This is a genomic window from Pseudomonas leptonychotis (assembly GCF_004920405.1).
Classification (GTDB): Bacteria; Pseudomonadota; Gammaproteobacteria; order Pseudomonadales; family Pseudomonadaceae; genus Aquipseudomonas; species Aquipseudomonas leptonychotis.
Genome location: NZ_RFLV01000001.1, coordinates 1,616,350 through 1,629,608 on the forward strand (window position 1 = coordinate 1,616,350; position 13,259 = coordinate 1,629,608).

The following is a 13,259-nucleotide window of genomic DNA, read 5'->3' on the forward strand; positions in this document are numbered from 1 at the left end:
CTACATGGCTTCACCCAGCCACCGCGATGAGCCAGTGGTGGATGTAAAGAGCGACATCCACCCTACTGGTTTGGCGCAGCCGGCAGGCGCAGGGTAAACACCGCGCCCTGCTCGGCATTGGTTGCCTCCAGGCTACCGCCCAGCTCGCGCACGATGCCGTAGGACACCGCCAGCCCCAACCCCAACCCTGCCCCTACCGGTTTGGTGGTGAAGAAGGGCTCGAACACATGCGCCAAAGCGTCCGCCGCAATGCCGCCACCGCTGTCGGCGATGCTCAACACGCACTGCTCGGCTTGACGCTCGATACGGATATGCAGCTGTCGCGACTCGACTGCCGCCATCGCATCTAGGGCGTTGTTGAGCAGATTGAGCAACACCTGCTCCAGGCGAATCGCATCACCCAACACCAGCGCACTGCTATCGATGTCACTGTGCAGTTGCACCTGTTCACTGCGTAAACGCGGCGCCAATAATTGCAAGGTTTGCTCCAGCACGTCGCTTAAACGCAAGCGTTCACTGAGCCCGGCCGGGCTCTTGCGGGCGAAGGTTTTCAGATGCCCGGTGAGCCCGGCGATGCGTTGCAGCAAGGCGTCGATGCGTTTTAACCCTTCACGTACATCGTCCTGGCGGCCGCTGTCGAGCAGCAGGCGCAGGCTGCCCAGTTGCATCTGCATGGCGGTCAGCGGCTGGTTTATTTCATGGGCCATGGCCGCCGACATCTGCCCCAGCGCGGCCATTTTCGCCGCATGCACCAAGCCTTCCTGCGCCTCACGCAATTCGGCGGTGCGCAGCGCCACCTCGCGCTCCAGGCGCTCGCGGATACCCGCTTGCAGGCGCTGGTTTTTGCGGCGCTGGGCCAGGTAGAGCAATAGAAAAGCCAGGGTCATCCACACCCCAGCAGCGGCCAGGCGATAACTGCGCACAGAGTTCACCAGGGTTTTCGGTTCATGCAGCAGGTGCAAGGTCCAGCCTTCGTCGTCCATGGCCTGGCGCTGCCAGAGGTAATCACGTGGGCCATCCGGGCCATCAACCCGGCGCCACTGGCTATTGCTGTCGATTTGCCGGCGCAACGTATTGGGCAGCGGCTGCAAGGCTTGTTCGGCGTACTTGCGCACTTCTACCAGCTCGGCGCGCGCCTGCTCGCTCAGCTCATCCAGAGCAAGGAAGCGCCAGGCCGGGCGATTACTGAGGATCACCACCGAGTAGCTGTCGGCCACCAGCAATATGCCGGGCTGATTGACCCAGTCACGCTGCAGCTCTTCCAGCTCCAGCTTGACCACCAGCACGCCGATCACCGTACCGCTGTCATCACGCACCGCATGGGAGAGGAAATAACCGGGGATGCCGGTGGTTACCCCCACCGCGAAATAACGGCCCGAGGACTGGCGCAGCGCATCCTGAAAATACGGGCGGAAGGCGTAGTTGTTGCCGACGAAGCTGCTCCAGTCGCGCCAGTTGCTGGCCACCAGCGTCTCACCCTGGGCATTGAGCAGATACAGCACATTGGAGCCGGCCGCCGTGTTGAGCTGCTCTAAGCGCAGGTTGAGTTTTTCACGCAGCAGACGGTCATCGGGGGCGCGCAGCAATGCGCGAATATCACTGTCCAGCGCCAGCACTTCGGGCACCGAGCGAAACCGTTCAACCAGGGTATGGATCGACTGCGCATACAGCTGCAACTGGCCACGGGCTTCGATACTGCGCTCCTGCCAAGCACGCTGCTCGGCATAGCGCCCGGCCAGCCAGATGCTCGCCAACAGGCCGAGCAAAATCAGCAAGACGATCAGAACAACGCGATAACGCAGCAGGAAGGCAGGCATGCATGCACGGCTCGCAACAAGGCAGAGCCGGCATGGTAAGGCAAAAGCCCGCTACTGCGGATTAGTCCGTTGGGTAACGCTGCAGCAAACCATCGCTGAGCCACTGGCGCAGCCAAGTCACGGCCTGTACCGGTGCCTGTTCACCCAAACCACTCAACTCGCCACACAGCTCGGCAAAGTTCCAGCCCTGCACAGCCATGCCCTGCAGCGCGGCGGCTTCATCCGTCGCCAGACTGCGGTAGCGGGTAATCAACTGATCACGCCAGACCAGGCAGGTTTCAACCTCGGCCAACGGCTGGCTACCGGGGAATTCCGTCTGCTCTTTGCACGCGCGCCAGATCGCCACACTGTTATGTCCACACGTCAGCCATTGCACGCTGGGCAATAGGCGCACTTGCAGGCTGGGCCAGTCTTCAGCCGCCAGTTCGGCCATCTGCGCCATGCTCAATACCGGCGCCTCAATGGCATCGAAGGCCAAGGTGAAGGCCCATTCCAAACGCGCCAGTTCACTGAGCGGCGCGGCCTGTGCCGGCACCAGATAGCCATCGATAAAATCCGCCAACTGCGCACCCAGCCAACGCAGACTGTAATGCTGCGACGGATGAGCATTGAGGTAGGCCAGCGCCAGCGCATCGAACTCGTCATCACCGAGCCAGCCATGCACGGCGGGGTAATCGCCGCGCAGGGTTTCCAACAGGCGCGCGCGGTAGGCGTTGTGATAAATCGCCAAGCCCTGCTCGGCGGTCAGCGCAGCGCTGCCGAGCAGGCTCGCCTGCAAGGCCGGATGAGGCGTCACGTCGCCATTCAGCAGGTAGCTTTGCACCTCTGCCTGCCAATCACTCAGGCGCATTGCGCACCACCCTGTAGCGTTTCTGCCGCCAACAGGCGGGCTTTGTTCAGCTCGCCGAGCAGCTCGTCCAGATCCGGAAAGTGATCATCGCGCTCAAGCAAGGTCGACACCGGGCCGAGGTGCTGCAAGGTGCGTTGATACAGCTGCCAAACCGGGTCACTGACCGGATGATCATGGGTGTCGATCAGGTAGCTGCCGTAATCACTGTGCCCGGCCAGGTGCAGCTGACGAATACGCTGCTTGGGCAGGCTGCTGATAAATTCCCAGGCATCGAAACCGTGATTGCGCGCGCTGACGTAAACGTTGTTCACGTCCAGCAACAACTCGCAGCCGCTCAGCTCGCTGAGGGCCGAGAGGAATTGCCATTCGCTGAATTGATCATCGGCGCAGCGCAAATAACTGGAGACGTTTTCCAGCACCAGCGGCCGCTCGATCACGTCCTGTACCTGGCGCACCCGCGCGGCCACGTGCTGCAGGCTTTCTTCGGTGTAGGGCAGCGGCAGCAGGTCGTGCAGCTGGTGGGCATTGCCGCGACTCCAGCACAGGTGATCGGAGATCCACGCCGGCTGTACCCGTTGCGCCAAGTGCTTGAGCCGGCGCAGGTAATCGCGATCCAGCTCATGCGGGCCGCCAATCGACAGCGACACGCCATGCATCACCAGCGGGTAGTGTTCGCCGATGGCATCGAGAAAGTAGAGGGCTTTACCGCCCTCCACTAAATAATTTTCCGAGACAATTTCGAACCAGTCGATCGCCGGCCGTTGCTCGAGAATGGCTTGGTAGTACTCACTGCGCAGCCCCAGGCCAAAACCCAGACTGTCTTGTCCAGCATTCATCTATGGCTCCTCAGGCAGTGATGCGGGGCCGCCGAGTTGCGGCCGCCCCGATTCACTTATTCGCCGGTTTTACCACCAGCGTTATTGCACTCGGCCAGGGTCATGCTCTTGAAGCCCTGGCCTTTGCAGGCAGCCTGACCTTTGCAGCTGTTCTCGGCGGTCTTGCAGTCGTTCTGGCCTTTGCAGGAGGTGACACCGTAGCAATGCACTACGGCTTCTTCAGCGACCGCGACCGTGCTGGTCATGCCAGCAAACAACGAAGCAGCAGCGAAGGCAATAGCAGCACCGGCGGCGGTAGTTTTGATAGTCATGGGCATATCCTCAATGGGTCAGGTAAGCCAGCGGATAGGTTTAGTGCATGCTGGCGTATCACTAGAGTAGTAACTCTTCACGACGTTACAGCGCAGTTGAAAATAATAGGCCACACGCTTAACAGCCTGATTACTGCACGGCCGCTGTCGCCGGGTTTGCCAGCAGCGCCGAACACACACGATTACGCCCGCCCTCCTTGGCCTCATACAACAGTTTGTCAGCCGCACCCAGTAATTGCTGACTAAGGGGCAAGCTCCCGCCTGCCTGATGACGGTACTGGCACAGGCCGACCGATGCGCTGACCCATTGCAGCGGGCTGGCGCTGTGAGGCACCTGCAAGGCATGGATACATTGGTTGAGGTTCAGCAACCAGCTAGGCGTATCACCGTGCACCATTTTGACCACGATAAATTCCTCGCCACCGAAGCGCACCAGTAAATCCAGCGGCAGCTCTTGCAGGGCCTTGGACACCGCAACCAGGCAAGCATCGCCCTTGAGATGGCCATAGTGGTCGTTGTACTTCTTGAAATAATCGATATCGAGCAAACCAACGCACAGCGTGGTGCCTGGTTTGAGCTGACCGAGCAAGTGGCTGAGGCGTTTTTCAAATGAGTGCCGGTTGAGCGCCCCCGTGAGCTTGTCGGTTTCCGCTTTCAGGCGCTCAGCCAGCTGATAGCGAAAATGCAGGCGCTGTAACAGGTCAAGGCGATACTGGGTAAAGCTCAGCAGGAAGATGACCAAGGTCAGATAAAACAGGCTCCAGCCCGTGTTCACGCCGCCTGCATATTTGACCAGCAACAGCCCCGCCAGCTGCAGTGACCAGAGCAGGAGTTTTTGCCCCATATGGAAGAACGTGATGGAGCCCAGCCCAACCGCCAACACCACAGGCCCACCAACACCCAGCGCACCATTGCGCAGCCCCGCGCTATAAAAAACCGCATTGATGAGCAGAATCAGCAGCACAGCAACGGCAAACCACAGCCGCTGCAACTGCACGGCACTGACGCGGCGGGCATACGCCAGGGGAATTAGCAGCGTTGCGATAGCGATATAGCGCAGCAGGCTCTCCGGGCTGGCGAATGGCAAACCGCTGAGATAATCACTGAGGTTAAACAACAGCAGCAATAGCGCTGAGACGAGCGCGAAAACCAGGCTGCTTTTACGCGCCTCGCGCGCTTTGGATGCGCGAAATTTCTGTTCTGCGTCGCGCTCCAACAATGAGCGTTCGGGCAGCCAGCGCAGCAACCGGGAAATCACCATCTCGCCTCCACCTATCAAATCAGCCAACCGCCGGTAGGCCGGGCAACCCGCTGCCTACTGCCACTCTAGCAGCCGCATAAGGCCAGAGAATGGTCATGGCGAATAGGTTGCGCTATCAGCAGCGCGCACAGGCTTGCTGTTGTGCAAGGCACTGCAGCGGTGCTGTATTAATCGCCGCAGTCGCGACTACTACGGCATGGATGCAGGCGGTAGAGCGAAGCACGCTACCCAAACCGAAAGCCCTTCTCACAGGGGTTGCAGCACTCAGGTGTTAGCCCTGATCGATACGCAGCTCAGGTACTGCACGCCCGGCCACCAGGCGCTCATCGACCAAGCGGATCAGCTCGGCCTCATCACGCACCCGGAACCATTCACCGGCCGGATAAAGGCTGGCCGTCGGGCCCAGGTCGCAGGGGAACTGACACTGCGTACGGGTGATATGCACGCCGCCTTCGCACTCCAGTTTGCCGGCGGCCTTGAGGCGCTGGCGCAGGGTTTTCCACAGGTCCAGCGCGCCGCGCCGGGTGCAGCGCGGGCCGTTGCACAGCAACAAACGCTGGGCATGCGGCGGAATCTGCGACCAGGCGTGATAGCCCGGTACGGCCTTCACGCCGACGCAGGGCAGGTGCAGCTCGGGGCGCTCAATCAATGCGCAGGCGGCGTCCACCGGCAAGCCTTCAGCTTGGCCAATCGCACTAGCGACAAACAGCTGCTCAGGATTGGCCTGCTGACTGAGCTCGCTGCGCAGCCAATCCAGATGCGGGCTGCTGCTCTGCGGCTCCAGATCGATCACCAGCAGCGGCCGTTCAGCCTCGGCCACGCGCTGCCAGAGCAGCGCATAACCCTCAGTGGTATCGACGATATCGGCCAGCACCGCTTCCCCGCGCAACTCCGCCAGACGCCGGCGAAACAGCTCGGCAAACGAACCCTCGTCCAGGTCCGGGCCGACAAACAAAATACGGGCGTAAGGCGAAACGGGCGTGGTCATAGCAGCCTCCAAAGCGGGGCGGCAGTCTAGCAGGGGATGTTTTGCGGTGGGCAACCCAGCAACCCGTAGGGTGGATGACGCTTCACCCATTCACCAACTGCGATGGTGGATGAAAACAGCCTCATCCACTCTACCTGGTTACGGCTCAGCCAATCGCCGCTGAAGCGCCTCCCACAAGGCCTCCAGCTGCACGAACTCGCGGCTTACCCTTGGTAACTCGGGCCGACGCAGCAGCAATACAGGCACACCCAGCTCACGCGCCACCTGCAACTTGGGCTCGGTGGCCTGGCTGCCGCTGTTCTTGCTGATCAGCACATCGATGCCCAGCAGAGCGAACAGCGCGCGCTCGCCGTGCAGATCAAACGGCCCGCGGGCGCCGATAACTGTGGCACGCGGCACGCCTTCCTGCGCCGTTAGGCAACGCACGGTCCAGTGCTGGTGAGGAGGGATATCATGCAGATGCTCCAGCGGCTCACGGCCGAGGGTAAACAGCGGACGACGGAAGTCTTGCAGTGCAGCAACCAGCCCGTTCCAGTCGTCCACCTCGCGCCAGTCATCGCCCTCGCCGGCTTGCCAGCCGGGACGACGCAGCGCCCAGCAGGCAACCCCGCTCAACTCGGCAGCGCGGGCGGCATTGGCGCTGATCTGCGCGGCATAGGGGTGAGTCAGGTCCAGCAGCAACTCAATGCCCTGCTCGCGGATAAACGCTGCCAGGCCTTCGGCCCCGCCAAAACCACCGACCCGCACTTCGCAGGGCAAGTCATCCGGCACCCGGCCCAAGCCCGCCAGGCTGTAGATGGCCGTGGCGGGTAAATCACGGGCCAAGCGAAGCGCCTCAGTGGTGCCGCCCAGCAGCAAAATACGAAGACTCACGGCTTACGCACCTCCAGTAGGGTGATCGGCAAGGCGCTGCGCCAGGTATCAAAGCCGCCCAGCGGCTGCGCCTGGGCCACGCTGATGCGGGTTAGCTCACCGCCCACCTGTTCACGCCAGGCCACCAACGCCGCCTCGCTCTGCAGGGTCACGGCATTGGCCACCAGCCGCCCGCCCGGCTTAAGGCTGGCCCAACATTGTTCCAGCACGCCGGGGATGGTCACGCCGCCGCCGATAAAGATCGCATCCGGCGCGGCCAATCCGGCCAACGCTTCTGGCGCGCGACCGGCGATCAGTTGCAGGCCGGGTACACCGAGCGCATCGCGGTTGTGCTGGATATGCGCCTGGCGACCGGCATCGACCTCGATGGCCAGCGCCCGGCAGCGGGGATGGACGCGCATCCATTCGATACCGATGGAGCCACAGCCGGCGCCAACATCCCAGAGCAGCTCACCGGGTTGCGGCGCCAACCGCGCCAGGGTGATAGCGCGCACATCGCGCTTGGTCAGCTGGCCGTCGTGCTGATAGGCGTCGTCCGGCAAACCCGGCGTAAGCGGCAGCAAACGCGCATCGGCGACGGCCACACAATCGATTGCCAGCAGATTTAAGTCAGCAACGCGCGGCAACGCCCAATCACTGGCCAAGCCGTCAATGCGCCGCTCCTGGTTGCCACCCAAGTGCTCCAGTACGGTTATGCGGCTGGGACCAAAACCGCGTTCGCGCAGCAGCTCGGCCACCGCCGCCGGGCTCTCGCCGTCATTACTCAACACCAGCAGTCGAGCACCGGGGAAAACCTGCGCCTGCAGCGCCGCCAACGGCCGCGCCACCAGCGACAGCACCGTGACCTCCTGCAGCGGCCAACCCAGGCGAGCAGCGGCCAAGGACACTGAGGACGGAAACGAGAACACCCGCATTTCCTCGGCCGGCAGCTGCCGCGCCAGGCTCGCGCCCACGCCATAGAACAGCGGATCGCCGCTGGCCAGCACACAGACCGGCGTACCGCGTCGCGCCAGTACCGGCGCAACACTGAAAGGGCTGGGCCACAGCTCATGCTGACCCGGCAAATCAGCCGGCAACAACGCCAGCTGCCGCGCCGCGCCAACGATGCACTGCGCTTCAGCCAAGGCCTTGCGAGCCGCCTCGCCCAGGCCGACATAGCCGTCTTCACCGATTCCCACCAGGGTTAACCAGGCCGTCATGCGCTTTCCTCAAACCGTCATCGTCGCGCCGCCCGACCAGTTGGCTGTCGTACCCGCGCGCAAAGCGGGCATAATAGCGCCTTCGTCGGTGCCCTAATGGGCCGAAGAACCTGTTTACGATCTCGCGAGCTAGAGCCATGCAAGGCAAAAATAGGCGAGGAAGTGGAGTTTACGAGCTGTAAATGAGCATTCCGAGCCTGTTTTTAACGCAGTAGGGCCGACGCGCAGCAGATCGTAAACAGGTTCTAAGAGGGAATCAGGAGCGATCTGCTGATCGTGACCGAGCTGCCCCCGCAACTGTAAACAGCGAGTTTGCCGCAACTGTGCCACTGGGTAACCGGGAAGGCCGCAGCAGATGAAGACCTGTAAGCCAGGAGACCTGCCGACGACGCTAGTCGCGAGTGCCAACATCGGGCGGGGTGTACCGATGCCATTGAGTCCCCTGTGCCAGGGCGGGCTCTGCTGGTTCGGTCGCCGCGTCTTTGTTGTTGGTGACCTTTTTTGCGCGACCATTCCATCACCGTCGATCCATCACTACCACGCCCCAGCGCGTGCCCCGGCCTGCTGCGCATTGTGCAAGCACTGGACGGTGGCATCTGCCGGGTCAAGCTGGCTGGCGGTGTACTCAGCAGCAACCAAGCCCGCGCCATCGCCGAGGCCGCCGAACACTGCGCCAGCGGTGTGCTGGAGCTGACCAACCGCAGCAATCTGCAGATTCGTGGCGTATTAGCTGGTCAGCAGGCCGAGCTGATTGAGCGCCTGCTCGCCGCCAACCTGGGCCCAAGTAACCCGACGGCTGATGATGTGCGCAACCTGCTGCTCAGCCCCGCCGCCGGTCTCGACCCGCAGGCGCTGCTCGACACCCGACCGTTAGCCGCCGCGTTGCTTGAACTGCTGCAAAGCACCCCGGCACTGCACGGGCTATCGGCCAAATTCGCCATTCAGTTGGATGGCGGCGAAGCCCTGGCGATGCTCGAACACCCGCACGATATCTGGCTTAGCGCTCTGCCCGGCATGCCGGCACGGCTGGCCTTTGGCCTGGCTGGCTGCCCAGGTGATCAGCCACTGGGCGTGGTCGACGCAGAGCAAACCGTGTCGCTGGTAGAGCAGCTGCTAAGGCTGTTTATCGAACTGGCCGGCAACGCACACAGCCGTATGCGCCAGCTGCTAAGCGTGATTCCAGCCAGCCAGCTGCTGCAACAGCTGCAAACGCGCCTGCCCTTTGCCGTGCAAGCGCCGCCGGCCGATTGGCAACGCACACCGGTCAGCCCACGCGCGCCGATCGGCATTTATCCCCAGCAGCAAGCGGACCTGCGCATGGTCGCCGCTGGCGCGCGCCTGGGACGGATCGACGCCGCGCAATTGCAGGCCCTGGCCGATCTGGCTGAACAACATGGCGATGCCAGTCTGCGCCTGACGCCCTGGCAGGGTGTGTTGCTGCCAAATATCCCCGAACACTCGACGGACACACTGCTGCACAAGCTGAACGACCTCGGCTTGCTCACCGATGCGCAAGAACCGTTAAGCCAGCTGATCGCCTGCACCGGCTCCGCCGCCTGCGCTAAAGGCTTGAGCGACAGCAAGGCCGATGCCCTGCGCCTTTCCGCACGGCTGCGCGCCAGCAGCGTCCGCCCTCAGGTGCATTTAAGCGCCTGCCCGCGCTCCTGCGCCGCTGCGCACACCGCGCCCTTTACCTTGCTGGCCAGCAGCGCTGGCCACTACCAACTCTATCAACGCACGCCGCAGGCAGCCGGTTTCGGCCAACTGCTGGCCAGCGCCATTACGATCGACGAGGCCGGCGACTGGTTCGCCGCCCACTGCGCAACAGGAAATAGCGATGCTTGATTACATCCGCGATGGCCAGGAAATCTACCGCCAATCCTTCGCCACCATCCGCGCCGAGGCTGACCTCAGCAACATTCCCGCTGATCTGGAAAAGCTTGCCGTGCGCCTCATCCACGCCTGCGGCATGGTCGATGTGGTGCAGGACCTGCGCTTCTCCGCCGGTGCCGGTGCTGCCGGCCGCGCCGCACTGGCCAAGGGTGCGCCGATTCTCTGCGATGCGCGGATGGTCGCCGAAGGCATCACCCGCCCGCGCCTGGCTGCGAATAACCCGGTGATCTGCACCCTGCATAACGAAGGCGTGATTGAGCAGGCCCGTGCACTGGGTAATACCCGCTCGGCAGTCGCGCTGGAGCATTGGCGCGAGCACCTGGAAGGCAGCGTGGTGGTAATCGGCAACGCGCCCACCGCGCTGTTTTACCTGCTGGAAATGCTCGACGCCGGCGCGCCAAAACCAGCGCTGATTATCGGCATGCCGGTGGGCTTTATCGGCGCGGCGGAATCCAAGGACGCCCTGGCCGCCGATAGCCGTGGCGTGCCCTATGTAATCGTGCGCGGCAGGCGTGGCGGCAGCGCCATGGCGGTAGCCGCGGTCAACGCTTTGGCCACGGAGGTGGAGTGATGAGTACCCAAAAAGGCCGCCTGCTTGGCATCGGCGTTGGTCCCGGCGACCCGGAGCTGATCACTCTTAAAGCCCTGCGTTTGCTGCAGTCGGCGCCGGTGGTTGGCTACTTCGTGGCCAAGGCCAAAGCCAACAAGGGTCAGGGCGGCAACGCCTTCGGCATTATCGAAGCGCACCTGACCGACAGCCAGCAGCGCCTACCGCTGGTCTACCCGGTGACCACGGAAAAACTCGCCGCGCCGCTGAGTTATGAAGATGTGATCAGCGACTTCTACGACACCTGCGCAGTGCAAATCGCAGCCCACCTGGACGCTGGTCAGGATGTCGCGGTGATCTGCGAAGGCGACCCGTTCTTCTACGGCTCCTACATGTACCTGCACGATCGTCTAGCCGCGCAGTACGAGGTCGAAGTGGTGCCCGGCGTGTGCTCCATGCTCGGCTGCTCCTCGGTGCTCGGTACGCCGCTGGTGTACCGCAACCAGAGCTTGAGCGTGCTCTCCGGCGTGCTCCCCGAAGACGAACTCAAGCAGCGCCTGCACAGCGCCGAAGCCGCCGTGATCATGAAGCTAGGGCGCAACTTCGAGAAAGTTCGCCGCGTGCTGCAAGAGCTGGGCATCGACGACCGCGCCCACTACGTTGAGCGCGCCACCATGGGCAACCAACGCATCGTGCCGTTGGATGAGGTGGAGCCGATGTCCTCGCCGTATTTCTCGATGATCGTTATTCCCGGCGAGAAATGGCGCGGTTAAAAACTGCACACAACCCGTGGGAGGGGCTTTAGCCGCGATATGCCTTATGTAGCTCGCGGCTAAAGCCCCTCCCACAAACAGATGGAACACCTTATGACCAGCGCTCCCGCCATTATCATTCTCGGTTCCTCTGCACTGCCCTGCGCGCGGCGCATCCAGGCGCTTTATCCACAGGCGCAGATCTACGGCCTGAGCGGTCGAGTGGCAGGCGTTGAGCAGCTGTATGACAACTTCGGCAACACCCTGCGCGCGTTGTACCGCGCCGGTACACCGATCATCGCCCTGTGCGCCGTCGGCATCGTCATCCGTAGCCTGGCCTCCGTGCTGGGGGAGAAAGACTGCGAGCCGCCGGTGCTGGCCGTAGCCGAAGACGGCAGCGCCGTGGTGCCGCTGCTCGGTGGTCTGGGTGGCGTTAACCGTATGGCGCGCGAAGTTGCCGCGCACCTTGAAGTCAACGCGGCGATCACCACCAGCGGTGAACTGCGTTTCGGCACCTGCCTGCTAGAGCCGCCCGCCGGCTATGTACTGGCCGATCTTGAGCAGGGCAAAGGCTTTGTCAGCGACTTGCTCGGCGGTCAAACCGTGCGGATTGAAGGCGACGCGCCCTGGCTGGCCCAGGCCAAACTGCCAGTGGATAACAGCGCCGCGCGGGTCATCCACATCAGCCCACACACACGCGCAACCAATCCGGATGAGCTGCTGATTCACCCACAACAAGTGGCCGTGTGGGTCGAACAGGCCAGCCCTGCATTAGTCAGCGAACTGCAACAGGCGCTACAGACCAGCAACCTGGCCGCGCAAAGCCTGGCCTGCCTGCTCGCCGTCCCCGCGCTGATGGCCAACACCGAGCTGCACGCCGCCGCCGCGCAGCTCAAGCTACCGCTGCGCTTTATCGACGACGTCAGCCAACTGCCGCCGCTGCACAGCCAGCACGCCAACCTGCGCCTGCTGCTGGCCGCTACGCCCATCGATACCAGCCAACTCGGCCGCCCGCGTGGCCGTCTGACCGTGATCGGCCTCGGCCCCGGTGCCGCCGAATTTATGGTGCCCGCCGCACGCCAGGCGCTGGACGAGGCGCAAGACCTGCTCGGCTACGAAACCTATATCAACATGGCCGGCCCGCTGCGCCCGGAGCAGGTGCGCCACTGCACCGATAACCGCGAAGAAATGCAGCGCGCCCGCCATGCCTTCGAGCTAGCCGCCAGCGGTCGGCGGGTGGTGGTGGTGTCGTCCGGCGACCCCGGCGTATTCGCCATGGCCGCCGCTGTATTGGAAGCCTTGCACGAGTCGACCGATGCCGAGTGGCAGCGCGTTGATCTGCAGGTCTTCCCCGGCGTTTCCGCTGCGCTTGCCACCGCCGCCAAGGCTGGCGCACCACTGGGCCATGACTTCTGTCTGATCTCCCTGTCAGACAACCTCAAGCCCTGGGCGATTATCGAAAAGCGTCTTGAGCACGCCGCCGCCGCTGACCTGGTAATGGCCTTCTACAACCCCATATCCAAAGCCCGCCCCTGGCAGCTCGGCTCTGCGCTGGAGATCATCCGCCAACAACGCACCCCGGAAACCTTGGTGGTGCTCGGCCGCGACATCGGCCGCCCCGGCGAAACCCTGCACACCCTCACCTTGGGTGAACTGACATCGGAGATGGTCGACATGCGCACCCTGGTAATCATCGGCTCTAGCCAAACCTGCCGCTTCCCACGAGCCGAGGGTGGCGAGTGGGTGTATACCCCGCGCAGTTATCCGCAGATATAGGCCGGCATCACTGCATTCGGCAGTCCTGCAAAAAGACGATTAATCGACAGCCTGGGCAGGCATAACTTGTCTTGTTTAACGATGAGTCACTAAGGTGACCGTCACTGTTTATCAGCCCCGGACGCATCAGGCTCGGGTTACCTCATCAAGGATGAT

At 62.8% G+C, this 13,259-nt stretch carries 12 protein-coding genes and 1 riboswitch; of the genes, 4 read left to right on the top strand and 8 right to left on the bottom strand.

Annotated features, from left to right (window positions below; all coding sequences use genetic code 11):
• Positions 1-62: 62 nt before the first annotated feature.
• The 8 genes from D8779_RS07310 to cbiE form a co-directional block, all read right to left on the bottom strand.
• Complete coding sequence (locus D8779_RS07310) at positions 63-1,817, bottom strand: sensor histidine kinase (protein ID WP_136663760.1); 1,755 nt, start codon at positions 1,815-1,817, stop codon at positions 63-65.
• A gap of 61 nt (positions 1,818-1,878) precedes the next feature.
• Positions 1,879-2,667 (bottom strand): HvfC/BufC N-terminal domain-containing protein, encoded by a 789-nt coding sequence (locus D8779_RS07315; protein ID WP_136663761.1) that lies wholly within the window; start codon positions 2,665-2,667, stop codon positions 1,879-1,881.
• A complete protein-coding gene (gene bufB, locus D8779_RS07320; protein ID WP_136663762.1) occupies positions 2,658-3,503 on the bottom strand; it encodes an MNIO family bufferin maturase in 846 nt (281 codons plus the stop codon). Before bufB ends, D8779_RS07315 begins: the two co-directional genes overlap by 10 nt.
• A gap of 56 nt (positions 3,504-3,559) precedes the next feature.
• The gene (gene bufA2 / locus D8779_RS07325; RefSeq protein ID WP_136663763.1) at positions 3,560-3,814 is read right to left on the bottom strand and encodes a BufA2 family periplasmic bufferin-type metallophore; all 255 of its coding nucleotides are present in this window, start codon (positions 3,812-3,814) and stop codon (positions 3,560-3,562) included.
• 130 nt (positions 3,815-3,944) lie between these two features.
• The gene (locus D8779_RS07330) at positions 3,945-5,075 is read right to left on the bottom strand and encodes a GGDEF domain-containing protein (protein ID WP_136663764.1); all 1,131 of its coding nucleotides are present in this window, start codon (positions 5,073-5,075) and stop codon (positions 3,945-3,947) included.
• A gap of 271 nt (positions 5,076-5,346) precedes the next feature.
• Entirely contained in the window at positions 5,347-6,063 is a 717-nt protein-coding gene (locus D8779_RS07335; protein WP_136663765.1) for a (2Fe-2S) ferredoxin domain-containing protein, read from the bottom strand.
• A gap of 138 nt (positions 6,064-6,201) precedes the next feature.
• Positions 6,202-6,936 (bottom strand): cobalt-precorrin-6A reductase, encoded by a 735-nt coding sequence (locus tag D8779_RS07340; RefSeq protein ID WP_136663766.1) that lies wholly within the window; start codon positions 6,934-6,936, stop codon positions 6,202-6,204.
• Complete coding sequence (gene cbiE / locus D8779_RS07345; protein WP_136663767.1) at positions 6,933-8,135, bottom strand: precorrin-6y C5,15-methyltransferase (decarboxylating) subunit CbiE; 1,203 nt, start codon at positions 8,133-8,135, stop codon at positions 6,933-6,935. The genes D8779_RS07340 and cbiE overlap by 4 nt, the downstream gene beginning before the upstream one ends.
• Positions 8,136-8,339: 204 nt before the next feature.
• Positions 8,340-8,536, top strand: a riboswitch (cobalamin riboswitch).
• Between the two features lie 100 nt (positions 8,537-8,636).
• Here cbiE and cobG point away from each other — a divergent pair.
• The 4 genes from cobG to cobJ all read left to right on the top strand — a co-directional run bounded on the left by cobG (position 8,637) and on the right by cobJ (position 13,103).
• Positions 8,637-9,980: a precorrin-3B synthase gene (gene cobG / locus D8779_RS07350; RefSeq protein ID WP_240789696.1), complete on the top strand. Its 1,344-nt coding sequence runs from the start codon at positions 8,637-8,639 to the stop codon at positions 9,978-9,980.
• A complete protein-coding gene (locus D8779_RS07355) occupies positions 9,973-10,599 on the top strand; it encodes a precorrin-8X methylmutase (RefSeq protein ID WP_136663768.1) in 627 nt (208 codons plus the stop codon). The genes cobG and D8779_RS07355 overlap by 8 nt, the downstream gene beginning before the upstream one ends.
• A complete protein-coding gene (locus D8779_RS07360) occupies positions 10,596-11,348 on the top strand; it encodes a precorrin-2 C(20)-methyltransferase (RefSeq protein WP_167492538.1) in 753 nt (250 codons plus the stop codon). The genes D8779_RS07355 and D8779_RS07360 overlap by 4 nt, the downstream gene beginning before the upstream one ends.
• Before the next feature lie 93 nt (positions 11,349-11,441).
• Positions 11,442-13,103 carry a precorrin-3B C(17)-methyltransferase gene (gene cobJ, locus D8779_RS07365; protein WP_136663770.1) on the top strand — a complete coding sequence of 554 codons (1,662 nt, stop codon included), beginning with the start codon at positions 11,442-11,444 and terminating at the stop codon, positions 13,101-13,103.
• Positions 13,104-13,259: the final 156 nt, after the last annotated feature.